Source organism: Micromonospora sp. NPDC085948 (assembly GCF_040686315.1).
In the GTDB taxonomy this organism is placed as follows: Bacteria; Actinomycetota; Actinomycetes; order Mycobacteriales; family Micromonosporaceae; genus Micromonospora.
The window spans coordinates 191578-215610 of record NZ_JBFBJW010000011.1 but is presented as its reverse complement, the minus strand read 5'-3'; the positions used below and the strand labels follow the sequence as shown (position 1 = coordinate 215610).

Here is a 24033-nt window from a genome sequence, read left to right as displayed (position 1 = left end):
GGTGCAGTGATATCTCGCACTGGACTCTGCCGTCGCCCCGTCTCGCGGTGCGACGATCGCGACGGAACCCGGGGACCGCGCAGGCGGCCTCGAGGAAGGGAGACAGAGATGGTGGAGTCCACTCCGAGCGAGGTGACCGCGCTGTACGGCGGGCCGCTCACCCGTCGGGTCCGCACCCGTGACCTGCTCGCCGCCAAGGAGCGCGGCGAGCGGTGGCCGATGCTGACCTCGTACGACCAGTACACCGCAGGGATCTTCGACCAGGCCGGCGTGCCGGTGCTGCTGGTCGGCGACTCGGCCGCGAACAACGTGTTCGGCTACGAGACCACCCTGCCGATCACCGCCGACGACCTGCTTCCGCTGGTCCGGGCCGTGGTGCGCTCGACCCGGCAGGCACTTGTCGTCGGTGACCTGCCGTTCGGCTCGTACGAGGAGGGGCCGGCGCAGGCGCTGCGCACCGCCGTCCGGTTCATGAAGGAGGGTGGCTGCCACGCGGTGAAGCTGGAGGGTGGCCGCCGCTGCGCCGAGCAGATCGCCGCGATCGTCGGCGCCGGCATCCCGGTGATGGCGCACATCGGCTTCACCCCGCAGAGCGAACACACCCTGGGCGGTTACCGGGTGCAGGGTCGGGGCGACACGGCGGACGAGGTGCTCGCCGACGCGCGGGCGGTGGCGGAGGCGGGCGCCTTCGCGGTGGTGCTGGAGATGGTGCCCGGTGAGGTGGCCAAGCGGATCACCCACGAGCTGCCCATCCCGACCGTGGGCATCGGCGCCGGCCCGGACACCGACGCGCAGGTGCTGGTCTGGCAGGACATGGCCGGGCTGCGTACCGGAAAGGCGCCGCGTTTCGTGAAGCGCTACGCGGACCTGGCCGGCGCACTCACCGACGCCACCCGGCGTTTCGCCGACGAGGTTCGCGGCGGCGAGTTCCCGACGGCCGAACACACCTTCTAGTCCGGCCCGTCGGCCGGTCTCGCGCGGCGCGACCGGCGCGGCTTGATCCACTCCGTGTTCTTGAGGTCGGGGTGTCCCAGTGCGAGGGACACCCCGACTTCCCGGAAGCCGAGTGGATCACGCCGCTCGACTCAGAGGTCGGTGACGCGGATGCCGGCGTGTGCCTTGTAGCGCTTGTTGATCGCGATCAGGTTGGCGGTGAACGCCTCGATCTGGTGGGCGTTACGCAACCGGCCGGCGTAGATGCCGCGCATCCCCGGGATCCGGGCGGCGAGCGCGCCGACCACGTCGACCAACTCGCGGTCCTCGGTGCAGATCAGCACGTCCAGGTCGATCCGGTCGATCTCCGGGTCGGCCAGCAGCGGGGCACTGACGTGGTTGAACGCCGCGCAGACCCGGGAGTCGGGCAGCAACGCGGCGGCCTGCTGCACGGCGCTGCCCTCGGCCACGGTCAGCGCGTACGGACCCTGCTTGTCGAAGCCGAGCGGGTTGACGCAGTCGACGACGATCCGGCCGGCGAGTGGCTCGGCGAGGGCGGCGACGGTGGCGGCGTGCCCATCCCACGGCACCGCGATGATCACCACGTCGCTGCGGCGGGCCACCTCGTCGTTGGCCGCGCCCGTGACACTGCCGGTGGCCGCCACACCGGGCAGGGCGGCGATCTCGGCTGCGGACTCCGCGGCCCGCTCAGCGTTGCGGGAGCCGATCAGCACCGTCTGCCCGGCCCGCGCGAACCGGTAGGCGAGCCCTCGCCCCTGGTCGCCGGTCCCACCGATGATGCCGACCGTCAGCCCGGACACGTCGGGCAGCGTGCTCGCGTCGTATGCCATGGGTTCATCCTCGCAAACGGGCCGAGCCGGCAGCGGCCCGGAGCACTGTGACGATCCCCGCTGAGCCGGGCCGCCGCGCCGGCGGGGTCAGGCCAGTTCGAACATCACCGTGCGGGCCGTCGGGTCGGCGGTGACCAGTCGGACGCGGACCCGTTCGCCGAGCGGCAGTTGGCCGAAGCAGCGGGCGCGCACCGGCGGGGCGTCCAGCGCGACGGTGCCGCCCGGTGGTCGCGGGCGGGACTTGCCGTTGGGCGGGGCGTCGACGTCCAACACGGCCGCGTCGAAGGTCTCGCCCACCCGGTGCTCCAGCACCGCCGCCTCGGCCAACTCGACGGCTCCCCGGGCTGCCGCCGAGGCGACCCGGTCGGTGCTGGCCATCACCTCGGGCAGCCGGGGCAGCGCGGCGCGGGCCCAGTCGGGCACCGGAAGGCCCGCGTGCAGGGCCAGGCAGACCTCGGTGGCGTACCGGTCGGCCAGACGCCGCAACGGCGCCGTGACGTGGGCGTACGTGGCTGCCACGCCACCGTGTTCCGGGTGCTCCGGCAGCTCCCCGTCGAAGGCGGTGTACGCGGCCCCACGCATCAACTCGGCCGCCTGGTCGATGAACGCGGCGGCGCGCGGCTGGGAGGCGTCCAGACCGGCGATCACCTGACCCGGGGCCACGCCGTCCGGCCACTGCACGCCCAGCGGCGCGGCGGCGGCCCGCAGCCGCTGCACGGCCTCCGGTTTCGGCGCCGGCATCGTCCGCAGCAACCCGACCCGGCCGGCCAGCATGATGTCGGCGGCGGCCATCCCGGTCAGCAGGGAGATCTGCGCGTTGTGCTCCTCCATCGGCACCGTCGGACGCAGCACCAGCCGCCAGCCGTCGCCGTCGGGTTCCAGATCCTGCTCGGGCAGCGGCAGGTTGATGGCGCCCCGGCGCAGCCCTCGGGCCGTCAGCCGGTCGCCGATCTCGGGCAGCAGTGCGATCGGCTCGGGCAGCCGCCCGGCGTCGGCCGCCGCCTGCACCCCGGTGTAGTCGAGTTTGGCCCGGCTGCGGACCAGGGCACGCTCCAGCTCGACGGCCACGGTGCCGCCGTCGGCGTCCAGGTCGATGGTCCAGACCACCGCGGCCCGGTCGTCGTCGGGAAGCAGGCTGGCCGCGCCCTCGCTGAGCGTGCGGGGGTGCAGCGGCACGTTGCCGTCGGGCAGGTAGATGGTCTGCCCGCGCCGCCAGGTCTCCGCCTCCAGCGCGCCGCCCGGGGCGACGTGGGCGGCGACGTCGGCGATCGCGTACCGCACCCGGTAGCCGCCACCTGTCCGCCGGGCGAGGTGCATCGCCTGGTCCAGGTCGCGCGAGGTGGCCGGGTCGACCGTGACGAACGGTATGTCGGTGCGGTCGACGGGCGGCCGAGGCGGCGCTCCGGCCGCCTCGTCGGCCTCCCGTTGGGCGTCGGCCGGGAACTCCTCCGACAGGCCGAGTTCGCGGCGCAGCGCGCCGAAGTCGATGCGGGGCGCGAGTACGCGTCGAATGACCACGGGTCAATCCTGACAGCGCCGCCGGTGATCCGCTTCCCGTGACCGGCCGAGATATGTCCCCGGCGAGCCGGGGCGACAGGTGCTCAGCCGGTCGCCTTCCGGGCGGTGCTGCGCGTACTCCGGGGTGCGGTGGCGCGGGCGGCGGCAGGGCGGGCCGGTGACTTGCGGGCGGTGACCTTGCGGGCCGGGGCCTTGGCCGCGACGGTCTTCTTCGCCGGGGCCTTCTTAGCCGCCGCCTTGCGCGCGGTGGCCGACGACGTGCCCGTCGCCTTCGCGGCCGGGGCCTTCTTCGCCGGGGCCTTGCGGGCGCCGCCGCTGGGACCTGTCGACGCGGTCTTCTTCGCGGGCGCCTTCTTGGCGGCCGTCTTCGTCGCCGCCGTCCTCTTCGCCGCTGTCTTCTTCACGGCGGAGGCCTTGGTCGCGGTCTTCCGCGCCGGCGCCTTGGCCGCGGCGGTGGTCTTCTTCGCCGCCGAGGCGGTGGTCTTCTTCGCGGCGCTTGTGGTCTTCTTCGCGGCGCTTGTCGTCTTCTTCGCGGCGCTGGTGGTCTTCTTCGCCGTGCCCGTGGTCTTGTTCGCGGCGGCGGTGGTCTTGCGCGTCGCCGACGCCGAAGCCCGCGTCGCTGACGCCGAAGCCCGCTTCGTTGACGCCGGTGCCCGCTTCGCTGACGCCGGTGCCCGCTTCGCCGCGACGGTTGTCGCGCGGGTGGTGGTCTTCTTCGCGGGGGCCTTCTTCGCCGCCGTACTCGTGGCCTTGGTCGTGGCCTTCTTCGCCGGGGCCTTCTTCGCCGCCGTGGTGGTCTTCTTCGCCGGGGCGCGCCCCGCGCCGCCGGCGGCCTTCCGGGCCGGAGCCTTCGCCGCCGCCGCACCCGCGGTGGACTTGCGCACGGGGGTGGTCCGGCTCGCCGCCGTGTTCCGCTCGGCCGCGGCGGTCTTCTTCGCGGTGGTGCGTCGGACGGTCGGGCGGGTGGTGGCCTGCTGTGCTTCGGCCATCGTGGTTCCCTCCTTGGGGACGTGCTCTCGCGTGCGTCCTCGCGGAGCACGAAATACCTCGGCGCGGGACGTCCCGCGCCGTCTACTTGTCCTCCCCGGCCCAACGAGCGTCCTCGGCATCCCACGCCTCGTTGCGCTCCTGCACTCGCTGCAGGGCGTTCTCCGCGTCGGCCGCCGAGTTGTACGGGCCGAGAACGTGCTTCGCCGGACACACGTTGGCGTCCGTCTCGACCCGGTGATGCCGGGTGCACCAGTAGAACTGCCCACCACGTTCGCTGTCGCTCATGGGAATCACTGTGCACCGCGAACCGGCAGGCCGCCACCGGATCGCACAAGTCGCCGACCCTCTCCACAGTAGATATGCATGGCGTTCGTCGGGCCGAAACGGCGAAACGCGTGGGACTGGAAAACCAGAAGGTGCGCAGGTGAGCCCCGCTGTGGGCGCACACCTATGATCGTCGGATGGCGACACCGGACTACATCGTGGGGTTGCGCAAGCACGTCGGTCACGACCTGCTCTGGCTGCCGAGCGTCAGCGCCGTCATCCGCAACGACGCCGGTGAGCTGCTGCTCGGCCAGCGCGCCGACGACGGGCGCTGGTCGGTGATCAGTGGTTTCGTCGAGCCGGGCGAGCAGCCGGCCACCGCGCTGGTCCGCGAGGTACGCGAGGAGACGGGCCTGGACGTCGCCCCGGTGCGGATGTCCAGCGCCGTGTCACACCCGCACACCTATCCGAACGGGGACCGCTGCGAATACCTGAACCTGGGGTTCCTGTGCCGGCTGGTCGCCGGCACCGCCCGGGTCAACGACGACGAGTCGCTGGCCGTGCGGTGGTTTCCGCTGGACCGGCTGCCCGAGCTGGACAAGCACGCCCTGCTGGTCATCGCGTACGCGCTGCGCGAGAACCAGCTGGCCGGTTACCTGGAGCCGGGTACGACGTGGGACGACGTACCCGACTGAGGTTCACACCGGGGTCGGCGCGAGGGCGACCGGTGCGACGGGCGCGGACCGGGCCGCCCGGATGGTGTACGCCAGCGCGTACGGCGTGCAGGCCAGGTAGAGCATGGGCTCCACCAGCACCCGGTTGGTGATCAGGAAGATCTCCCAGTCGATGGGCCGGGGCAGGCCGAAGTTCCACTCCGTCCAACAGACGAAGAGCCACATCGGCGCGGAGATCGGGTCGACGTGCTCCCGCGCGTGGATCGTCGGCCCCGCGCCGATCGCGGTGGGGTACGCGTCGACGACGACGAGGATCACCGCGAGGTCCGCGGCGACGAGTGCGCCGAGGACGCCCACCCACCAGGCGGCGCGGAGGCGACCCCGGGCGGCGAGGCTCGCCGCGGCCCAGAGCGCGAGGGTCAGGCCGGCCAACCAGAGCAGCAGACCGGGTACGGCGGCGAGGTCCTCGGGGCCGATGAGCTGCATCAGCACGATGGCTGTCGCACCGACCGGGAGCACCACGCCGAGCGCGATGCGCAGCGGGCCGTCGAGTGCGGTGTGCCGGGCCCAGCGCGCGGCGAACACGGCCAGCAGGACCGCCAGCCCGACGGTGACCGCCGCCCAGAGTGGTTTCTGCGCCCGCTCCAACCAGTTCGGCCCCGTCAGCCAGACCTCGGCCCGGTACATCGCGGCCCCGCTGCCGAGCACGATCCCGACGCAGGCGAGCGGCGACAGCAGCAGTGCGGCGGCGCTGCGACCGACGCGACCGCGGGTCAGGGTGCGGTCGACGAGTGGGGCACCGGCACGGCTGACGGCCAGGCTCGCCGCGAAGCCGAGCATCGTCGTCCAGCGGCCGTTCTCGGCGAGGACGTGCAGCTCGGCGGCCCACTCGCGGCGCAGGTCGTCGCGGACGTCGGCCGGCCAGCGGCGCGCGGCCAACGCCAGCAGCAACACGGCGATGCGCCGGGTCACCACGCCGGCGCCCCGGTGGGCTCGGTGCCGACCCACGAGCGGCGACCGTCGGGGATCGCGGCACGCAGGTCGGCGAGCGCCTGGCGGGCCTGCGCCACGCCGTCGGCGGTGAGGCGGTAGTAGCGGCGGGCCGGTCGGCCGGCCGCGACGGGGTCGATCGCCTCCCAGTCGGCGGCCAGCCAGCCGGCGCCCTGCAACCGGTGCAGCACCGGGTAGAGGGTGCCGCTGGGCAGGCCGGTCAGTCGCATCAGGTCCAGCCCGTAGCGCTGTTCGTCGGGCTCGGCGAGCAGCGCCGCGAGCACCTTCGCGACCGGAATGGTGATCCGCATCCGACCACTGTATCGGAACTCTACATAGGGTAGGGGTCGTATCCTGGCGGACTTTGCGTCGTCGGGAGGTTGGCGTGGCCGAGTATCCGCAGGACGTCGTGCAGCGCTTCCACGGCACCCCCGAACAGGTCGACGCCGGCCTGGTGGGCGAGCCGCCACGGACGTGGGAGTCCGTCGTCATCGAGGAGTACGACCCGGCCTGGGCGCAGCGGTTCCGCGCCGTCCGATCGTCGCTCACCGAGGCGCTTGGTGGGCTGATCATCGGCCTGGAACACGTCGGGTCCACGGCGGTGCCGCAGCTCGCCGCCAAACCCGTCATCGACGTCGACCTCGTCATCGAGGACACCGCCGAGGAGTCCGGCTACCTTCCCGCCCTGGAACGGCTCGGCTACCGGCTCGTCCTGCGGGAGCCCTGGTGGCACGGGCACCGGATGCTGCTCAGCTCCGCCGAGGACGTCAACCTGCACGTGTGGCCGCAGGGTGCGCCGGAACCGGTCCGGCACCGGCTCTTCCGCGACTGGCTGCGCGCGCACCCACACGACCGGGAGCGGTACGCCGCGACGAAACGACGCCTCGCGCGGGACACCGCCCATCGGCCCCGGGAATACAGCCTGGCGAAGAACGAGGTCATCGACGAGATCTACGCGCGCATCTTCGCCGCCTCGGAGGCAGCAGCCGAGGTCGAGCATCGGGGCACCACGACCCGGGCCGACGGTTGATAATCCTGGCGGTCACTCTGCCAACAAGGGGTCTTCGATGGTGCGATGGCGCTGGGTCGTCGGGGTGGTGGCGGCGGCGATGCTCGCTGCTTGTGACACCGACGCGAACGCCACGGTCGACGCTGCGCTACCCCGCGGAGAGAGCCTCGTTGAGCTGCGTCAGCAGGCGCGGGAGGGCTTGGCCCGGTACGACCAGGCCTTCATCGACGCAGGTGGCGCTGACGCCGTCACCCCGACACCCCCACCGTGGAACTCCCCGCCGGGCATCGCCATCGAGTCGGCGGCCACGACCGGGGCCGGTACGCAGTTGATCGTCGGCTTCACCGGAACCTTCGGGCCGGCGACCGGACGCTGTGGCGCCGACTACCACGCGGAGTCGGTCGAGTCGGCCAACGCCGTCGTGGTCATCGTCATCGCACAGCACCACAACATCGGCGAGGTGTGCACCCTCGCGGGCTACCCGCGTACCGCGACCCTCAATCTGGCCCAACCGCTGGGCAAGCGGGTGGTCCTCGACGTACGCCAGGGGCAACCGGTCCCGCTCACCCGCAGGTGAGCGCGTCGGCTGGCCATCCGGAAGTCGTCAGGAACAGTCGAAGCGGTAGTCGAACGGCCTGGTGGGGCAGGCGGTGCAGACGAAGAGGTAGATGCCGCCGACGTCGCCCAGCATGAGCCCGCTCGGGTTCTGGATCGTCCGCCACGGGTGATCGTCGTCGGTGTCCCATCCCCAACCGGCCATCGCCGGACGATCCTCCACCGGAATCCACCGCTTTTCGTGGTGTCGTCCACGGCTCGTGGTCGAACGGGCACCACAGGACCTGAAGCATGTCCGTGCCGGCGAGGAACGGCACCTCGGGCACGTCCTCGGCCAGCAACTGCACCACCGGCACCAGCGGCGCCGCCGGTTCACCCGGACAGTCGCGGTAGTGGTCGTCGGGCTCCGGTCCGTCACACATCGGCCAGGCTTCGTCGGCCGGCCACAGCAGCGGGCCGCCTACCGAACTCTGCTCCGCTGTCGGCGAACCCGGGCGGGGATGTAACCGGACGGTCGTCCGCGCGAAGGGGGCGACCGCCGGAAAGACCTGCGGCACGTCAATGGGGCTGGAAGGGGTGGTGTGCACCCGCCGATCGTAGAAGGCGTGAAATCCGGCGGCGTTGACCCTGACACGGTGGCAGACCAGAGACTGGTCCCATGGAACTCGATGACTACCGGAGACACTCCTCCTACAGCGACCCCGGTCGGCACGGCGGGCTCCTCGACGCCGTGGCGACCGACATCCCCTCCGTGGCGGCGACCGCCCGCAACGTGATCGTCCACTACCGCGCGGGCGGCGTCGAGCTGCCCAACAGCCGGCTGGACGAGGTGAACTGCCGCTGGGTGGACCGCATCCTGGACACGGACCAGTCCCGCTTTCCCCTGCCACTCACCGCTGAGCGCCCGGCCGCCGAGCGGGTGGCCGGCTGCTGCCGGGACCACACACTGCTCTCGGTGGCGGTGCTTCGGCAGCACGGCATTCCCAGCCGCAGCCGGGTCGGCTTCGCCTCCTACCTCACCCCAGGCTGGCATTATGATCACGTACTGGTCGAGTACTGGGACGGCCACCGTTGGGTGTGGGCGGACCCGGAACTCGACCCGGCTGGCGACTGGCGGTTCGACGGCTACGACATCGACCCGACGGCAGGGCTCTTCGACTCGGCAGCGCGGGTGTGGTCGGCGTACCGGGCCGGGACGATCGACCCGGACGCCTACGGCGTGGCCCCGGAATCCCCGATCCGCGGCGCCTGGTTCATCCACGACTACGTCATCCAGGAACTCGCTCACCGGCAGAAGGACGAGCTGTTGCTGTGGGACCGCTTCGGCGCGATGACCGACGACCTCGCCAACGCCGACCTCACGCTCACCGACGAGATCGCCGCCCTGCTCCTCGAAGCCGATGGCGGCGACGAGGCCGCGGAGAAAGCGCTCACCGACCGGTACGCGACCGACAGCCGCCTGCGTCCCGGCGCTCAGATACGCAGCCTCTCACCGGTCTCCGACACGGTGAGCACTGTCGATCTGCGCGTCAGCCGAAGGTGAAGGCGTACGCCTCGGCGCCGGGCTCGTCGAACGTGATCTCCAGGGTCCGCTCCCGGACCGCGCCGTCCTGGCGGACGAGCTGGTAGAGGCGGCCGTCCTCCAGCACGCCGTTGCCGGCCTCGTCGACGTCGACGCCGTGGGACGGGCCGGGAGGGGTCCCGTCGAGCAGCACGCGGAACGGGATCGACGCTCCCGCCCCGGGGGCAAGCACGAGATGCGCGTCGCGGGCGTGGAACCGGAAGGCGATGCCGCCGCCGGCCCGGTCGAGCACGACGTTCTCCGACCCGATCGTCCACTCCCCCGCCAATGCCCACTGGTTGAGGCCGAGGTTGTCCGGCACCTGGTAGGCGCGACGCTCGTCGAGCGCCGGACCGTTGGGCGACGCGAAGTGTTCGCCCCGACTGAAACCGAGGTACGTCTCGGGCGTGCGCAGATTGCCCCAGTCGGCCTCCGCCTCCGGGCCGAGCCCCGTGACGGGTACGGGGTCGCGCTCGATGCCGAGCAGTTGCTGGAGCACCCGCTCGGACTGCTCGTAGCGCCCCTCACCGAAGTGCTCGTCGCGGATGACCCCGTGGTTGTCGACGACGTACAGCGCCGGCCAGTACTGGTTGGCGAAGGCGCGCCAGATCGCGTAGTCGTTGTCGACCGCGACCGGGTAGTCGATGGATCGGGCCGCCACCGCCCGCCGCACCCAGTCGACCTCGTGCTCGAATCCGAACTCCGGGGTGTGCACCCCGACGACGACCAGCCCGTCATCGCGGTAGGCCTGCGACCAGGCCCGGACGTACGGCTCCTGGCGCAGCCAGTTGATGCAGGTCAGCGTCCAGAAGTTGACCAGGACGACGCGCCCGTCCAGGTCGGCGGGGCCGAGTGGCTCGGAGTTGAGCCACTCGGCCGCCCCGTTCAGCGGGGGCAGGTGCACGGCCATCTAGCGCAGCGACCGGAAGGCGGTGCGAAGCTCCTCGGAGAAGATCTTCGGCTGCTCCCAGGCCGCGAAGTGCCCGCCCCTGTCGAGCTTGTTGAAGTAGATGAGGTTGGGATACGCCTGCTCGGCCCAACTCTGCGGCGCCTCGTACAGCTCGTCGGGAAAGACACTCACGGCGACCGGGATGGTCACACCCTTGGCGGCGAAGAACGACAGCTTGTTCTCCGCGTACAGCCGGGATGCGGAGACCGCGGTGTTCGTCAACCAGTAGAGCGAGATGTTGTCCAGGATGTCGTCGCGGGTGAGGCCCGCGGTGGCCCCGTCGAAGACCTGCGCGATCAGGGCCAGGCTCTTCGCGTCGTGGTCGAGCAGGAAGGACGCCAGACCGACCGGGGAGTCCGCCAGCCCGGTCAGCGTCTGCGGACGCGTCGCCATCATGAGGGCGTACGCGACGTGCTTCCAGACGTAGTTGACTTCCTCGGCAGCGCGCATCTCGTCGGCGGACAGGCCGGACGGCAGCGAACCCATGGCGTTGTTCGCGCCTGTGGTGTCGCCCTGGAACAACAGGTCGATCTCGGGTGGGACCGCACCGGGCATGTTGGTGTGGATGCCGAGCAGTTCCGGCGGCGCCTGCTTACCCATCTGGTCCACGATGACGGCGCCCCAGTCGCCGCCCTGGGCGACGAACCGCGAGTAGCCGAGACGCTTCATCAGCTCGGTCCAGGCTGTCGCGATCTTCTCCGGGTTCCAGCCCGACTCGGTCGGCTTGCCGGAGAAACCGTGGCCCGGCAACGACGGGATCACCAGGTGGAAGGCGTCCGACGCACTGCCACCGTGGGCGGTGGGGTCGGTCAGCGGTTCGATGATCTTCATCTGCTCGATCACCGATCCGGGCCACCCGTGGGTGACGATGAGCGGCAGCGCGTCCTCGTGCTTCGAGCGCACGTGGATGAAGTGGATGTCGACGCCGTCGATGGTGGTCATGAACTGCGGTACGGCGTTCATTCGTGCTTCGACCTTGCGCCAGTCGTACTCGTTCTCCCAATAGCGGGCGACGGCCTGAATGGTGGCGAGTGGCACGCCCTGCGACTGGTCGTTCACCGTTTCCTTGTCCGGCCAGCGGGTGGCCGCGATGCGCCGTTTCAGGTCGTCCAGGTCCGCCTGGGGAATGTCGACCGAGAACGGCCGAATCTCCGTGGTGCCGGGACGAGTCTTGGTTTTGACAGCCATGCGTGTTCCTCTCCGTCTAGGTTTGCGCCTCGTGAGGAGAATCATGGGGTGAAGGCACTGCCCGGACCTGTGTGCCAATTCGAGATGGGCACGCCGCCGCCATATCTCGGAGCCTAGAACGGCACGCCCCGGCTCGTGGCGATACGAGCAGTCCCTCAGTTGTCGTGCTCGGGGGCGGGCACCGCGTGCTCGGCGGCCCGGCTGACCTGTTCCCAGCCCGCCCAGGTGTCCATGCGACGGCGGGCGATGTCAAACGCCAGGTCGTACACCATGCTTCCGAGCAGGAGCCGCAGCGGCGGGTCGTCGCTGTCGACCAGGCGCAGCAGCGCCTCGGCGGCCAGCCGGGGCTCGCTGTCGATCGATCCCTCCGCCCACTGTTGTTCCAGTTCGGCGCGCAGCGGCGCGTAGTCCTCCATCGGAGTGGTGGCGCTCAAACTGGTGTAGAGGTCGGTCCAGTAACCGCCGGGCTGCACGATGCTGAGTGTGACGTCGAAGGCTGCCGCCTCCATTGCCAGTGCCTCGCTCATGCCTTCCAGGGCGAATTTGCTCGCGCTGTACATGCCGGTGCTCGGAAAGCCGCCGAGCGCGGCGATGCTGGACACCTGCACGATGTGGCCGGACCGTTGGGCGCGCAGGTGCGGCAGCACCGCCTGACTGACCCACAGCGCCCCGAAGAGGTTGACCTCGAACTGGGCTCGCGCCTGCGCCTCGGTGAACTCTTCGACCATTCCCATGGACAGGGTCCCGGCGTTGTTGACGACGATGTCGAGCCGTCCGAAGTGCTCGACGGCGACGGCCACGGCGGCGAAGACCGCCGCCCGGTCGGTCACGTCGAGGGTCAGGGCCAGCAGTCGGTCGCCGTACCGCTCGTCGAAGTCCTCCCGGGCGATGGTCCGGGCGGCGGCGACCACCTGGTCCCCACGGTCGAGCGCGGCATCGGTGAAGGCGCGGCCCAGGCCGCGGCTGGCGCCGGTGATGAACCAGGTACGCATGTCGGTCTCCACTCCTCAAGCGAGACGAGACGGTCCGTCTCGTTGTGAAGGAGACTAGGCCGCACTGCCCCTTCCGTCAAGACGAGACGGTTCGTCTCGTCGCTGATATCGTGGCTTCCCATGACGCCCAACACGGCCCGCCGGAGAGAGACCTCCCGACGCGCCATCCTCACCGCGGCCTTCGACCTGCTCCAGGAGATCGGGTACGCGAAGGTCAGCATCGAGGGCATCGCCGCGCGCGCCGGCGTCGGCAAACAGACCATCTACCGCTGGTGGCCGTCCAAGGGTGCGGTCATCTTCGACGCCTTCCTCATGCTCAGCGAGGCCACCGAGGGCGGGCCGCCGACCTTGCCGGACACCGGCGACCTGGCCGCCGACCTGACCCTGGTGCTCCGCGCCACGGTCGAGGAGATGAACGATCCCCGCTACGAGCAACCGATGCGTGCCCTGGCCACCGAGATCGCGCTCGACCCCGAGCTGGCGTCCGCCTACGCCGAACGCCTGGACGGGCCGCTGAAACAGGCCAAACGGCAGCGCCTGCGCAGCGCCCAACAGGCCGGGCAACTGGCCGAGGACATCGACCTGGACGTGGCGGTGGACCTGATCTGGGGACCGTTGTTCAGCCGATGGCTGCACCGCAGCGGCCCGCTCACCGCCGAGTACGCCGACCTCGTCGTCATTACCGCCCTGCGCGGGTTGCGCCCCCGCCGAGCCGGCGAGTGACTAGCCCTGCTGGCCCTGACGCGCCGTGCAGACTACGTAGCCCTTGGGGTCACGCCACGGCCCCACCTCGGAGGCGAACCAGGCGCGTACCTTCGCGCCGATGGCTCGCGTCAACTCCGGGCGGAGTGCCGAGTCGGGCTCGACGCCATAGAACGACAGTTGGGCCGCCGCGAACGCGATGACCGGCTCCGGACGGTCGAAGACGAGGGCGTTGTCGTATTGGTGTACGGCGACCGCGCCGAAGGTCGACGCGATCATCTCGGGCAGATTGTCGCTGTTGACCCGCGAGTTGGGCACAACCGGGATGTCGATCCCCGCCGACGTGACCAGCTCAGCGACGAGCGCAGACACCTGAGGTGTCGTGCCGGGACGGTTGACCACGGCTGCGAAAACTCCCTCCGACCTGAGCACCCGCCGGCACTCGGCCAGCGCTCGCCGCACGTTCGGAACGTGATAGAGCATGTGGCGGGCTGTGACGACATCGAAAGCCGCCGCGTCGTACGGGAGGCCCATCGCGTTGCCGAGTTGCGCCGACACGCCTGCGACGTCATGGAGCGCATGTACGGCCGCGGGTGAGGTGTCCAGCCCTACGAGCCGGCCACGATGGCCCCGCTGCGCGAGATTGCGAAGGAAGGCTCCGGTGCCGCAGCCGACATCGAGCAGATCCGCGTCCTCGGACAGCGACACCGCCTGCTGGACCGTCCTCTCGACGTCCTCCGGAAACTCGCTGTAGCGCTGATGGGTCTGGATCCGCGTCGTCAGCGGCTCCAGTGAAAGATATTCCTGCACGTCAGAGATAGAGGGCTTCACCTCATGCCCCTTTCCTCGGTTGCGACCTGGTTCGACTTCTCAGGGCATGCCCGCGTAGCGGAGTGGGAGCGGAGGTCGTGGCCGGCGCCAGGCGACGTAGGCCATGATGCTGAAGGCGATCAGAAGTACCACCGCGATGAGGAGGATGAACCACCCGGATCGATCGCCGACCTCACGCACCCTGGCGCAGGGGTCGCTCTTGGCATGGTGGACGCGGATGCGTTTGCCGATGGTCACGGACCGGTTAGCACCGACTGCCACGCGGAAGCGTGCTTCACAGACCTCGCCACGGCTCGTACTGAACTGGACCGTCACGAAAGTTCGAGGCCCTCGATGCTCGACGTCCAGCACTTCGGCCTCTACCTCCGATCCACGGCGCTCGTCCAAGGCTGACCAGGCGGCAAGCGTCGTGAGCGTCATCACGAAGACGAGACAGAACGCCGAGAACACCCGCAGGAAGCTTCGGCTGGGCCGTCGACGGTTCATGGCCAAACCGTAAAAGGAAGCCGCAACGCGGCTGGTGCCACTCTGTCGGATCGGCCGGCGGTTCCTCGCCCGGCCCAGCAAGCGGTCCGACCTGCCGAGTGCGCCGACCTGGTTGCCACCAGCGCTCTCAACGGATTGCGCCCTCGCCGATCCGGCGAGTGACGTTCGGTGGGACGGCTTTGCGCTGCCACAGCGCCGTGCGGCAACATCAGGCGCCGTGACGGCACCAGACGCGGCTCCCGAGAACGACACCCCGGTCGGCACCAACGGCGCACCCCGGCGGAATCGGCGGGTCAGACACCTGTTGGCCGGCGCCGGAGTCACCGCTCTGGCCGCCGTACTCGGCATCACCCTCGCCGTCCGCGGCGGCGCCACCCCGGCCTGCGCCGCCCCACCGACGGGCAACACCGTCCACAAGGCAAAGGCCAGCTTCTACGACGCCGGCCGCTCGGGCGGCAACTGCTCCTTCCCGGGTCCACCGGCAGACCGGCTCTACGTGGCCCTCGGCTCGTCGGCGTACTCCGGGTCCGCGGCCTGCGGCAGCTACCTGGACGTGACCGGTCCGAAGGGCAGCGTCCGGGTCATGGTCATGGACCAGTGCGGCGGGTGCGGTACCGGCAAGATCGACCTCTCCGACGAGGCGTTCGCCAAGATCGCCGATCGGGCGCAGGGCATCGCGCAGGTGACGTACCGGGCGGTGGTGAACCCTCCGCTCGACGGCGGCCTCACCTTCCGGATGAAGGGTGGCGCCTCGCGGTACTGGTTCGCGGTGCAGGTCGGCAACCACGGCAACCCGCTCCGGTCGGTGGAGGCGAAGGGACCCGGCGGCGGCTTCCGCAAGGCGGCCCGCCAGAGTGACAACTACTGGACCGTCGAGGGCGGCCTCGGCCCCGGGCCGTACAGCATCAGGGTCACCGACGTGTACGGGCGCCAGGCGACCGCCACCGCCATCCGGATGGTCACGAAGCAGGTCCAACGCAGTACGGCCGCCCTCGCCGCCCCCACGCCCAGCAGTTCGCCCTCGGCCCCGCCGTCCCCCAGCATCGCGCCCTCGCCGACCCCGTCCGAATCGGTCGCGCCAACGGCGACCGTCGAAGCGCTCGCCGGTGCCGCCCCGCTCAACGCCCCCCGCTGCTGACTCACCCGCCCTTACCTGCCTGGGTCCGGGCGCGGTTGAGGATGGTCCGCGCGAGCGCGGCGAGCTGGGTCCGCAGCTCGTCGTCGGCCCGTCCGTGGAGGTCGTCCTCAAGACGACTGGCCAGCGCGCTGACGGCCGGAAGCAGGTCGTCCAGTTGGCTGCCCTCGTATCCCACCACGTAGAGACCGTGCGTCCCCACCTCGGCGGTGATGCTCCCGTCGAGGATCCGCTCGGCGGTGTCGGCCGCGATCAGTGCCACCGCGGTCGGCAGGTCTGGCTCCCCGAGCCCCAGTTCGGCGAGGACCGCCGCCAGGCGCCGGTTCGCGTCATGCACCGGCAGTGTCCGGGCTGACTCCGACGCGAGCGCCACCACGGCCTCGCCGTCGACGCCGGCCACCAGCAGGTCGCAGGCCAGCATCACCGCGTGGTGCGGGTCGGCGTTGTCGAGCAGCGCTCGGGCCTGCTCGACCCGGAGCCGGCGAAGGAGTGTGTCGTCCACGAGCCGAGGCTAGGCGACCTCGCAAAGTCAGCTCGGACAGTCGTTGGTCAGTGTGAGCACGGCTTCCCGCCCCGGAGTTGATCCATCCGATCACCGGAGGGGCAGGGGGCAGCAGGCGCTGTCGGCGCAGGCGACCAGGTCGTCACAACCGGCCGAGATGGCGTCCCGCAGGGTGTCGCGGATGACCGTCAGGTCCGCCAGCCGCTGCTCGACCTCGATGAGCTTCTCCCTGGCCCGCGCCTGGAGGCCGGTGTCGGACCGGCCCCGGTGCCGGCCGGCGTCGAGCAGGTCGGCAACCTCCTTGAGGGTGAATCCCAGGCGTTGCGCGGCCTTGATGACCCGCAGCAGGGTGACCGTCTCGGGCGGGTAGAGCCGGTGCCCGCCCGGCGACCGCTGCGGCGAGTCGAGCAGACCTCGGCGCTCGTAGTAGCGCAGCGTCTGCTGGTTGACTCCTGCCGCATCGGCCAGTTGACCGCTGCGCAGGCCCGACCCGGTCACCTCTGATCCCGCAGGGACACGGCCCGTTCGGCGAGGGCGTCGAGCACGTCGACGTGGGCCGCCGGCACCCGGACGTCCAGCGAGAGCGAGTCGGGGTCCGGCCGGGAGAGGTCGAACGTGAAGAACGAGCAGCAGGACGACTCCCGGGCCGTCAGGTCCCGCGCCATCTCCTCGGCCCGCGCACCACCATCCAGCCGCAACCGCAGGTGCCGCGCCGACAGCCGGTCGAGGCCCCGCACCGCAGCGGCGCAGAACTGATCGAACTCGGCGAGCCGCAGCGGCCGTTCCGCCGTCGGGAGGGTGCACGCCTCCGGCACCCGGGCGTCGTCAGTCGTGACGTGGCGATCACTCATACCGTCGACGGTAAGCCTGTACCCAGGTATCAGATGCAAGCCCGACGCACGGGACCTCAGGCTCGACCGGGCCGGCGAGGCCGTCGGGCCAGGGACAACCACCCGAGGAACCGGGCGTGCATGGCCGGCAGGTTCGGACGCAGACCCAGACCATGTACGTCGTCGATCGCCTCGTGCATCGACGCGGCCAGGTAGAACGCCAGGGCGATCGAATGACCGTAGAACTCGGCCGCGAGATCCAGTTGAGCCCGGCCACACGGCCAGGGCGCGGCGCAGTTTCGGCACAGCCACGCCGGGCGCATCGGCAGGTGTGGGCGAGGGCGGGCGGTCATCCGACCCGCACCGAACCCCGGCGGACGGGCCGGCGCCTGGCGGGTTTGGTCGGTGCCGCGGGCTGGGCCTGGAGCCGTACGCCCGCACGCAGCACGTACAACTCTCGCCGCGCCACCGCGTCACCGGCGGCGTTCAGCTCGTACCCCTCAATCCACACCCAACCGTCGTACGTGTGCCGCTCGGGCAGCTCACGGATCACGCGCACGAAGATCGGGCGCAGGAACTGCACGCTCGCCGCCGTGGTCAGGAGGACCACATCGCCGGCCCTCATCGACCCGATCACCACGACCCCCAGGGGTACGCCACAGCGCGGCTCACGCCGTCTGGTGCATCCGGGTTCGGGGGCTTGCGCTTCTCGGGCATGTTGTCGGACACGGTCTCCCCCTGGTGTCGTTGGGAAGGGGCCGCTCCCGTGAGTGCTCGCCCACCGGGAGCGGCCCCGCTACGAACACGACCGCCAGACCTCTTCGTCCTTACGGCCGCGCCGCCTGGTGACACTCTGCTGTGGAGACCACTACGCTCGACAGGTGCGCCCGGCACCTGGGCTGACCTGGCCTAACAGAGTTCCAACGTGTGGCACCTCGGGTAGTCGACCTTTGAGTTGAGGGGCATTGAATGGCTGACGTACCAGGCCCGTTGTCGACGTTCATCGTTGGCGAGATCCGCCGCGCCCGCGGGGCTTCCGGCATGACGCAAGAGTCATTCGGCCGCGCTGCGGGTTTCAGTGCCTCACATGTCAGCGCCGTAGAAAGTGCCACGCGAGCGCTCACGATCGACTTCATCAAGGGCGCTGATCGGGCGCTCAACAACGGCGGACTCTTCGAGCGCCTGGCGACGAAGTTCGGCGCACCGTCATGGTTCCTGCCCTGGCTGGATGCTGAACGCGAAGCGACACAACTCCGCTACTTCGAGCCCAACCTGATCCCCGGCCTACTCCAGGTGGAGCATTACGCCCGCACCGTCCTACGAACCGTCGAAAGCCTCACCGATGACGAAGTTGAGCAGCGCGTGCAGGGGCGCATGAGCCGGCAGGCGATCCTGACCGGCGAGCGCAGGCCGCAGTTCGTCGCCGTGCTGGACGAAGCCACGATACGGCGCACGGGTGATGGTCTGGGCGGGATCATGGCCCAGCAGGTCGCCCACCTGGTTGCGATGGCCGAACTCCCCCACGTTCACGTCCACGTCATCCCAATCGCCAGCGGTCTGCACATCGGGCTGTCCGGGCCGTTCGCGCTGGCTCGGTCCAGCGAGGGCGTATGGGTTGGCCACCTCGAAAACCAGCTTGGCGGCGACGTCATCGACAAGGACGATGAGGTAGCTACGCTTCAGGCAAGGTGGGAGAGCGTCCGGAACGAGGCGCTACCGCGCCGGCAGTCCATCGACCTGCTGAAGGAAGTTGAGAGCCATCATGGACCTCAGTAACGCCCGGTGGCGCAAGTCCACCCGCAGCGGCGCGAGCGGCGGGAACTGCGTCGAGGTAGCGAGCAACCTGCCCGGTGTTGTGGCCGTCCGCGACTCGAAGGACGCGGCCGGCCCGGCATTGCGCTTCGCCCCAGCAGCCTGGGCCACGTTCGTCGCTCAGGTCGCCGAGCGGCGGTAACCGGAGCCCTCTCGTCGGACCTCGGTGCCAGACTGCCTGGATGACCGAACGCCTTGCGCCTGTCCTCCGCACCACGGACGCCAACGCCGCCGCGATTTGGTACTCCCGCCTTGGTTTCGTGCAGCAGTGGGAGCACCGGTTCGCCTCTGACCTGCCGCTCTACGTGAGCATCACCCGCGGCGACGTGGAGATCCACCTGTCGGAGCACACCGGGGATGCGCGGCCAGACACCCTGTTGTACCTGTACGTCGACGACATCGATGCGGCGGCGGCTGCCTGCGGCGTGGGAGCCGTCGGACAGAAGGACTGGGGACGTGAGTTCGAGGTGGTCGACCCGGACGGCAACCGGCTCCGCATCGGAGCACTCCACCGATGAGCCTCCCGCCGTCATCGAAGGTGCCCACTCGGAAGGAGTATCGGTGAATCAGCCGTACCATGCAGTCGCCGCATGGCGTGCCGCCGGCGAGGCAGGTGACGCCGCGGCGGCGGTCGCGGCTCTCAGCCCGGACGTCACACTGGTCTCGCCGATCACCGAGCAGTTCGCCTTCCACGGTCGCCAACAGGTACGCGATCTGCTTGAGGTGGCCCTGGCCACGATCGAGGACATCACTTACACCGACCAGGTCGCCGAGGGTCGTACCGTGGCGCTATTCTACGAAGCCCGGATCGGCGACCGGCGCCTGTACGAAGCGCAGCGCCTCCGCCTGGCCGCCGACGGCCTGATCAGCGAGATCACGCTCTTCATCCGCCCTCTGCCGGCGCTGACCCGGCTGATGACCAGGCTCGGCCCCGAACTGGCCCGGCGCAACAACCAACCCGGTCTTGCCCGGCTCATCCCGCTCGCCGCCGGCATGTTGCACTCGATGGCCGACACCGGGGAACGGCGCATCATGCCGCGCGCCGCGCCTCGATAGCATCGCTTGTGCCAGATCTCCACGTACTCCGGGTGTTCTGCGGTCCCGGCGGTCGGTACGGGAACCCGCTCGGCGTTGTTCTCGACGGCCCTGCCGTGGCTCCTGGGCAGGACCGTCAAACCGTGGCCGCGCGGTTGGGTTTCAGCGAGACCGTCTTCGTCGATGACGCCGGGAGCGGGGTCGTCGACATCCACACGCCGAGCGTGCGGCTGCCGTTTGCCGGGCATCCCCTGGTGGGCACGTCCTGGTTGCTGAGTCGGCTCCACGCCGGCCCGGCAGTCCTGCACCCGCCGGCGGGTCCGGTGCCAACCTGGCAGGACGGCGAGTTCACCTGGATCAGGGGTCGCGCGCAGTGGGCGCCCGACAGGCTCATGCAGCAGTACGCCTCGGCCGAGGTGGTCGACGGGCTGCCGGCTCCGCCGCCCGGTGAGGGATGGCTGTACGCGTGGGCGTGGCAGGACCGCACCGCCGGTCGGGTACGTACCAGGGGATTTCCCCGCCGGGGCGACGGCATCATCGAAGATGAGGCCACCGGGGCGTCCGCGATCGTGCTCACCGCCGAACTGCGCCGCGCGTTGGACATCAGGCAGGGCAAGGGATCGCAGATCCTGACCCGACCTGGCCCGGACGACACCGTCGAGGTGGGCGGCCGAGTCGTCCTCGAGGAAATCCGCTCCCTCTGAATGAGATTCCGGAGCGAGGAGCAGTGGGGTACGAGTAGCAGGATCCCCAGCGGGTAGGGGAATGTCGTGAATAGCAAGGATTCGACCGACGAACAGCACTCCCGCCCAGCAGGGCTGGACGACACCACAGTCGAAGCGCTGGGCGAACTCAGCAAGGCGATGGAGACGATCCATCGGGTACGCGGCCACCTGTATTCGGCGCACCAGCTCGTGGGCGGGGCCGACCTCACCCTCGATCGGGTGGTGAAGCTGCTGCGCGACGCGGGTCACGACGACGTCGCCAACCGCGTGGAGAAAGAGCTACTGGGCCGGAACCTCCTGCCCGGCCGCTGGACCTTCCAGATCGTGGAGGAGTTCGACGACGGCTACTACGCCACGTTCCAGGAGATCGAGCGGGATGCGCGGGAGAAGCTGGCCGGCGGACGGCGGCACATCTACGAAGCGGAGATGAAGGAGCGACGGCGTAGCCACGGGATGCCGGGGCACGAAGCCACGCCGTAGGGATCACCCGAGGGCGCTCAGGCCCCCAGGCGTGCCGTCCACGACGCCACGTCGGCGACCGTGGAGTTGCCGCCACAGAGCACGAGGCCCAACCGGGCATCGTCACCCACCCGCTCCCGTACCCGGCGGGCGGCCGGCAGCAGGCATCCGGCGGCCGGCTCGGCCCAGACCTTCGCATGCTCGGCCAACTCCACCGTCCCCCGCACCGCCTCGGCGTCGGAGACCACGAGCACGTCGCTGACCAGGGCTGTCACGTGGTCGTAGGTGAGCTGCGAGACGGTCGGCGCGCTGAGCGTGGTGACGATCGACGACAGCGGCACCTCGACCGGCCCACCCTTGGCCAGGGCCTGCGACATCGCCTGCGCGCCCTCGGTCTCCACACCCCAGATCCGTACCCCCGGCCGGCGTGCCCGCAGCGCCGCGGCCACCCCGGAGATCAGCGCCCCGCCGCCGATGCTGACCAGCACGTCGGTCAGCTCACCGGCGTCGTCGGCGAGCTCCAGTCCGACCGTGCCCTGCCCGGCGAGCACCACCGGGTCGTCGAACGGGTGCAGCAGGGTCAGGCCGTCCTCCCGCAGCCGGGACATGAGCGCGAACGCGGCGGCCATGCCGTCGGTCAGATGGACGTCGGCACCGGCCGCGCGGGCTACCTCGACGGCACGCGCCGGCGCTGTCCGGGGCATCACCACGGTCGCCGCCACGCCCAGGGCGCCGGCCATCACCGCGACCGCGATGCCGTGGTTGCCGCCGCTGACCGCCAGCACGCCCGCCGCCCGCTCGGCGTCGTCCAGGACGAGCAGCTTCGCCGCCGCGCCACGCGCCTTGAACGACCCGGTACGTTGCAGCAGCTCCAGCTTGGCGGTGACGGGCACGCCGAGGAGCTCAGACAGGCCGGGGCTGGGCACGGTGGGCGTGTGGACCACCTGGCCGGCGATCCGGTCGGCAGCCGCCTCGATGTCCGCGAGCTCGATCATCACCGAAGCGTGCCACAGCGGCGGCACGGGCCTGCCCGCGGCTCAGGAGCAATCGACGTGATGCCCCATCAGCGGTACCGGGTCAGCCGCTCCGCCCCAAGGTCGACGCCGGTGGTGGTGGACACCGCATAGACGTCCCCGAGCCGCAACGCGGGGAAGTCGTCCAGCTGGTAGTCGGAGATCAACCAGAACATGACCTTGCCATCCGGTATCCAATAATGTTCGAGGGAAGCCATATGTACCCGGCGGACGTGATAGATCTCCACGCCCGCACTGCCGAGCCGGTCGGCCACCTCCTCGAACGGCACCCGGGGCGGGAAGCTCCCGTACCGACTGCCGATCGCCTTGGGAATCATGTCGTCGAACCGATGCAACTTCCATGGCTTGACGCCGACGGAATCACAGATCCACTCGCCCGATCCGTCATGGAAGTTGGCGTCGACGAACCCGAACTGCCGCACCAGATGGCGATCGTTCCACGACCCCTCATCGAAATCGGACCCCAGTACGCCCGGCCAGTCGTCCGGACGGGAGCCGAGACCGACGCCAAGGACCATGCCGCTGACCGCGAAGTCAACGAAGAAATCCAGATACGAGGACATCTCCCAAGTCCACACCCCGCTCCCGCGCGCCACCATAAAGCCTGGCGGAGCCACCAGGTCCACCGCTCCCCCGCTCAGGCCGTCAGCGGGGATCACGCCGCCCTTACGCCGTCTCAGATCGGACCTTGGCGGGGTCAACATGCCAGCGCAGAACGGCCCCGGACGAGTGGCCACTGGTGATCGTCGCGGGGTAGACGTGACCCGCCGCCCGCTCTCCCCGATGCCGCATCGAGTGGTCGCCTCCGTTCCAGCCGATGCCGAGGACGGGGCAGCCGGCAACCTCGACCGATCCAACATGCAGCGGATGGTCGGCAGCCAACCGGCAAAAGTTGTCGTAGTCGGTACCTGGCTCCACGGACGGGCCGGCCCACGAATCGAGCGCGACGGCGTCCCCCAGGACCATGCCGCACCGGTCGGCCGGTAGATCACCAAGCAACCGGCCGGCGCCTCCTCCGCCCAGGCGGACCTCAAGCATCGTGATGGCGGGCTCGCCGAAGGCCGGCGACGGCTGGGTGGCCGCCAGCACGGGGAGTCGACGGTCGGCGTTGACAGGTACGACGATCGCCTCGAACAGCCACTCCTGGATATGGCCACCACCAGTGGCAGCAACCGCCGCCGCACGATCCGAAAGCCGCTCCCCGATGCTCGGCCAGATGTAGTCGAGGTGCCCAACCGTCGCGAGAACCAGGACACCGGACGGGGCAACGACCACACCCAACTCAACGAGTTCCACCCGGACGAGTCTGGCCGTCAGGTACAGCGCTGTCACGGGCGCGGTCCCGGAGCCCGAGTCGCAAGCCCGAACAGACTATCGGTCGCGTTGTGAGCGCGATCCTCGTGCTTCACGTGCCAGGGAACAAGGCATCAGGCCGTCGGCGCCGCCGGATCTGCCAATGGGCGGATGTCCGATGGCCCGTCCACCGCGCCAGGATGGGCGGATGAACATGAACGACCATGAACTTGTTGGGTACCTCCGCCGTTGCAACGAAGCGGACAACCACGCGCGGCGTCATCGGCCAACCCTCACTCGGCACCGCCCAGAAGGGCAAAGCCGCTCTCGACAGCCTCACCCGATCGTTCGGCGAGCATCAGGGAAGCCTCGGCCTCTGACCGGGCCGGCCGGACTGCCGGCGGTGTCGGGCTCCACGGCGGAGTGGTTCAAAGTTTCTGTACGTCTTCAAGGCGGCCCGCAACGGGCCGCACGCGCCGCCGCCTGGGCGCGCGCCGGCCGCTGCCGCTGTCGCTCTGCGGCCGTCACGCCTGACGCCCGGCCGCTGGCGCAAAGGCGGGGAAGCCCGGAGGGCCGCCGCAGAACGACAGGTCGTTGAGCCTTTTAGGTGGTGGGCCGGCAGTCGGCAGGGCACGCGGGGCCAGGACCGCGCGGATTAGCGGGCGCACGCCGGCCTCGTCGGCGAGCAGGCGCGCCGAGCGGGGTTGCGGCTACT

33 protein-coding genes are annotated in these 24033 nt (G+C 70.3%); 13 read left to right on the top strand and 20 right to left on the bottom strand.

What is annotated here, in order from left to right:
- Positions 1-108 precede the first annotated feature (108 nt).
- Positions 109-954: a 3-methyl-2-oxobutanoate hydroxymethyltransferase gene (gene panB / locus AB0O48_RS25495; RefSeq protein ID WP_357571421.1), complete on the top strand. Its 846-nt coding sequence runs from the start codon at positions 109-111 to the stop codon at positions 952-954.
- Between the two features lie 131 nt (positions 955-1085).
- Here panB and npdG read toward each other — a convergent pair whose 3' ends face one another.
- From npdG to AB0O48_RS25475, 4 genes are all read right to left on the bottom strand, one after another.
- Positions 1086-1784, bottom strand: coding sequence for an NADPH-dependent F420 reductase (gene npdG / locus AB0O48_RS25490; protein ID WP_357245001.1), 699 nt, complete (start codon positions 1782-1784; stop codon positions 1086-1088).
- A gap of 87 nt (positions 1785-1871) precedes the next feature.
- Entirely contained in the window at positions 1872-3302 is a 1431-nt protein-coding gene (locus AB0O48_RS25485; RefSeq protein ID WP_357571420.1) for an RNB domain-containing ribonuclease, read from the bottom strand.
- An 83-nt stretch (positions 3303-3385) separates the two neighbouring features.
- Complete coding sequence (locus AB0O48_RS25480) at positions 3386-4291, bottom strand: histone (protein WP_365068748.1); 906 nt, start codon at positions 4289-4291, stop codon at positions 3386-3388.
- Between the two features lie 82 nt (positions 4292-4373).
- Positions 4374-4577, bottom strand: coding sequence for a hypothetical protein (locus tag AB0O48_RS25475; protein WP_357244995.1), 204 nt, complete (start codon positions 4575-4577; stop codon positions 4374-4376).
- Positions 4578-4753: 176 nt separating this feature from the next.
- Here AB0O48_RS25475 and AB0O48_RS25470 point away from each other — a divergent pair, with 176 nt between their 5' ends.
- Positions 4754-5251, top strand: a complete 498-nt coding sequence (locus AB0O48_RS25470) for an NUDIX domain-containing protein (RefSeq protein WP_357244992.1) — start codon at positions 4754-4756, stop codon at positions 5249-5251.
- 3 nt (positions 5252-5254) lie between these two features.
- Here the strand turns inward: AB0O48_RS25470 and AB0O48_RS25465 are convergent, their stop codons facing one another.
- The gene (locus tag AB0O48_RS25465) at positions 5255-6238 is read right to left on the bottom strand and encodes a hypothetical protein (RefSeq protein WP_365068745.1); all 984 of its coding nucleotides are present in this window, start codon (positions 6236-6238) and stop codon (positions 5255-5257) included.
- Positions 6199-6531 (bottom strand): helix-turn-helix transcriptional regulator, encoded by a 333-nt coding sequence (locus AB0O48_RS25460; protein ID WP_365068743.1) that lies wholly within the window; start codon positions 6529-6531, stop codon positions 6199-6201. Before AB0O48_RS25460 ends, AB0O48_RS25465 begins: the two co-directional genes overlap by 40 nt.
- Before the next feature lie 74 nt (positions 6532-6605).
- On the opposite strand from AB0O48_RS25460, the gene AB0O48_RS25455 reads away from it, so the two are divergent.
- Both AB0O48_RS25455 and AB0O48_RS25450 read left to right on the top strand, forming a co-directional pair.
- A complete protein-coding gene (locus tag AB0O48_RS25455; protein WP_365068741.1) occupies positions 6606-7250 on the top strand; it encodes a GrpB family protein in 645 nt (214 codons plus the stop codon).
- Between the two features lie 37 nt (positions 7251-7287).
- Complete coding sequence (locus AB0O48_RS25450) at positions 7288-7806, top strand: hypothetical protein (RefSeq protein ID WP_365068739.1); 519 nt, start codon at positions 7288-7290, stop codon at positions 7804-7806.
- A 27-nt stretch (positions 7807-7833) separates the two neighbouring features.
- Here AB0O48_RS25450 and AB0O48_RS25445 read toward each other — a convergent pair whose 3' ends face one another.
- Positions 7834-8007, bottom strand: a complete 174-nt coding sequence (locus AB0O48_RS25445; protein WP_357244982.1) for a hypothetical protein — start codon at positions 8005-8007, stop codon at positions 7834-7836.
- A gap of 435 nt (positions 8008-8442) precedes the next feature.
- On the opposite strand from AB0O48_RS25445, the gene AB0O48_RS25440 reads away from it, so the two are divergent.
- A complete protein-coding gene (locus tag AB0O48_RS25440) occupies positions 8443-9327 on the top strand; it encodes a transglutaminase domain-containing protein (protein ID WP_365068737.1) in 885 nt (294 codons plus the stop codon).
- Here AB0O48_RS25440 and AB0O48_RS25435 read toward each other — a convergent pair.
- The 3 genes from AB0O48_RS25435 to AB0O48_RS25425 form a co-directional block, all read right to left on the bottom strand.
- Complete coding sequence (locus AB0O48_RS25435; protein ID WP_365068735.1) at positions 9314-10255, bottom strand: redoxin family protein; 942 nt, start codon at positions 10253-10255, stop codon at positions 9314-9316. The genes AB0O48_RS25440 and AB0O48_RS25435 overlap by 14 nt on opposite strands.
- On the bottom strand, positions 10256-11482 hold the full coding sequence (locus AB0O48_RS25430; RefSeq protein ID WP_365068733.1) for an epoxide hydrolase family protein: 1227 nt from the start codon (positions 11480-11482) through the stop codon (positions 10256-10258).
- A 155-nt stretch (positions 11483-11637) separates the two neighbouring features.
- Positions 11638-12474 (bottom strand): SDR family oxidoreductase, encoded by an 837-nt coding sequence (locus AB0O48_RS25425; protein ID WP_365068731.1) that lies wholly within the window; start codon positions 12472-12474, stop codon positions 11638-11640.
- A 120-nt stretch (positions 12475-12594) separates the two neighbouring features.
- Here AB0O48_RS25425 and AB0O48_RS25420 point away from each other — a divergent pair, with 120 nt between their 5' ends.
- Positions 12595-13197 carry a TetR/AcrR family transcriptional regulator gene (locus AB0O48_RS25420; RefSeq protein WP_365068728.1) on the top strand — a complete coding sequence of 201 codons (603 nt, stop codon included), beginning with the start codon at positions 12595-12597 and terminating at the stop codon, positions 13195-13197.
- On the opposite strand, the gene AB0O48_RS25415 is transcribed toward AB0O48_RS25420, so the two are convergent.
- Positions 13198-14007, bottom strand: coding sequence for a class I SAM-dependent methyltransferase (locus AB0O48_RS25415; protein ID WP_365068726.1), 810 nt, complete (start codon positions 14005-14007; stop codon positions 13198-13200). It abuts the gene before it with no gap.
- A 39-nt stretch (positions 14008-14046) separates the two neighbouring features.
- Positions 14047-14493: a DUF3592 domain-containing protein gene (locus AB0O48_RS25410; protein ID WP_365068724.1), complete on the bottom strand. Its 447-nt coding sequence runs from the start codon at positions 14491-14493 to the stop codon at positions 14047-14049.
- Positions 14494-14710: 217 nt separating this feature from the next.
- Between AB0O48_RS25410 and AB0O48_RS25405 the strand changes: the two genes are divergently transcribed.
- Entirely contained in the window at positions 14711-15631 is a 921-nt protein-coding gene (locus tag AB0O48_RS25405; protein WP_365068722.1) for an expansin EXLX1 family cellulose-binding protein, read from the top strand.
- A 1-nt stretch (position 15632) separates the two neighbouring features.
- Here the strand turns inward: AB0O48_RS25405 and AB0O48_RS25400 are convergent, their stop codons facing one another.
- From AB0O48_RS25400 to AB0O48_RS25380, 5 genes are all read right to left on the bottom strand, one after another.
- Positions 15633-16130, bottom strand: coding sequence for a hypothetical protein (locus AB0O48_RS25400; RefSeq protein ID WP_365068720.1), 498 nt, complete (start codon positions 16128-16130; stop codon positions 15633-15635).
- Between the two features lie 90 nt (positions 16131-16220).
- Complete coding sequence (locus AB0O48_RS25395) at positions 16221-16628, bottom strand: MerR family transcriptional regulator (RefSeq protein ID WP_357571409.1); 408 nt, start codon at positions 16626-16628, stop codon at positions 16221-16223.
- Positions 16625-16981, bottom strand: coding sequence for a hypothetical protein (locus AB0O48_RS25390; RefSeq protein WP_357571408.1), 357 nt, complete (start codon positions 16979-16981; stop codon positions 16625-16627). Before AB0O48_RS25390 ends, AB0O48_RS25395 begins: the two co-directional genes overlap by 4 nt.
- Positions 16982-17037: 56 nt before the next feature.
- A complete protein-coding gene (locus AB0O48_RS25385) occupies positions 17038-17313 on the bottom strand; it encodes a hypothetical protein (protein ID WP_357571407.1) in 276 nt (91 codons plus the stop codon).
- Positions 17310-17585, bottom strand: a complete 276-nt coding sequence (locus AB0O48_RS25380) for a hypothetical protein (protein WP_357571406.1) — start codon at positions 17583-17585, stop codon at positions 17310-17312. Before AB0O48_RS25380 ends, AB0O48_RS25385 begins: the two co-directional genes overlap by 4 nt.
- A gap of 344 nt (positions 17586-17929) precedes the next feature.
- Here AB0O48_RS25380 and AB0O48_RS25375 point away from each other — a divergent pair, with 344 nt between their 5' ends.
- The 6 genes from AB0O48_RS25375 (at position 17930) to AB0O48_RS25350 (ending at position 21012) form a co-directional block, all read left to right on the top strand.
- Positions 17930-18736 carry a helix-turn-helix transcriptional regulator gene (locus AB0O48_RS25375; RefSeq protein WP_365068717.1) on the top strand — a complete coding sequence of 269 codons (807 nt, stop codon included), beginning with the start codon at positions 17930-17932 and terminating at the stop codon, positions 18734-18736.
- A complete protein-coding gene (locus AB0O48_RS25370) occupies positions 18723-18914 on the top strand; it encodes a DUF397 domain-containing protein (RefSeq protein WP_365068715.1) in 192 nt (63 codons plus the stop codon). Before AB0O48_RS25375 ends, AB0O48_RS25370 begins: the two co-directional genes overlap by 14 nt.
- Positions 18915-18954: 40 nt before the next feature.
- Positions 18955-19290, top strand: a complete 336-nt coding sequence (locus AB0O48_RS25365) for a glyoxalase superfamily protein (protein WP_365068713.1) — start codon at positions 18955-18957, stop codon at positions 19288-19290.
- 43 nt (positions 19291-19333) lie between these two features.
- Entirely contained in the window at positions 19334-19828 is a 495-nt protein-coding gene (locus AB0O48_RS25360; RefSeq protein ID WP_365068711.1) for a nuclear transport factor 2 family protein, read from the top strand.
- An 8-nt stretch (positions 19829-19836) separates the two neighbouring features.
- Positions 19837-20511: a PhzF family phenazine biosynthesis protein gene (locus AB0O48_RS25355; RefSeq protein ID WP_365068709.1), complete on the top strand. Its 675-nt coding sequence runs from the start codon at positions 19837-19839 to the stop codon at positions 20509-20511.
- Positions 20512-20577: 66 nt separating this feature from the next.
- Entirely contained in the window at positions 20578-21012 is a 435-nt protein-coding gene (locus AB0O48_RS25350; protein WP_357244946.1) for a hypothetical protein, read from the top strand.
- A gap of 17 nt (positions 21013-21029) precedes the next feature.
- Here AB0O48_RS25350 and AB0O48_RS25345 read toward each other — a convergent pair whose 3' ends face one another.
- The 3 genes from AB0O48_RS25345 to AB0O48_RS25335 all read right to left on the bottom strand — a co-directional run bounded on the left by AB0O48_RS25345 (position 21030) and on the right by AB0O48_RS25335 (position 23321).
- Positions 21030-21986, bottom strand: coding sequence for a threonine/serine dehydratase (locus AB0O48_RS25345; protein WP_365068706.1), 957 nt, complete (start codon positions 21984-21986; stop codon positions 21030-21032).
- A gap of 68 nt (positions 21987-22054) precedes the next feature.
- Positions 22055-22588, bottom strand: coding sequence for a hypothetical protein (locus tag AB0O48_RS25340; RefSeq protein WP_365068704.1), 534 nt, complete (start codon positions 22586-22588; stop codon positions 22055-22057).
- A 103-nt stretch (positions 22589-22691) separates the two neighbouring features.
- Entirely contained in the window at positions 22692-23321 is a 630-nt protein-coding gene (locus AB0O48_RS25335; protein WP_365068702.1) for a hypothetical protein, read from the bottom strand.
- Positions 23322-24033 lie beyond the last annotated feature (712 nt).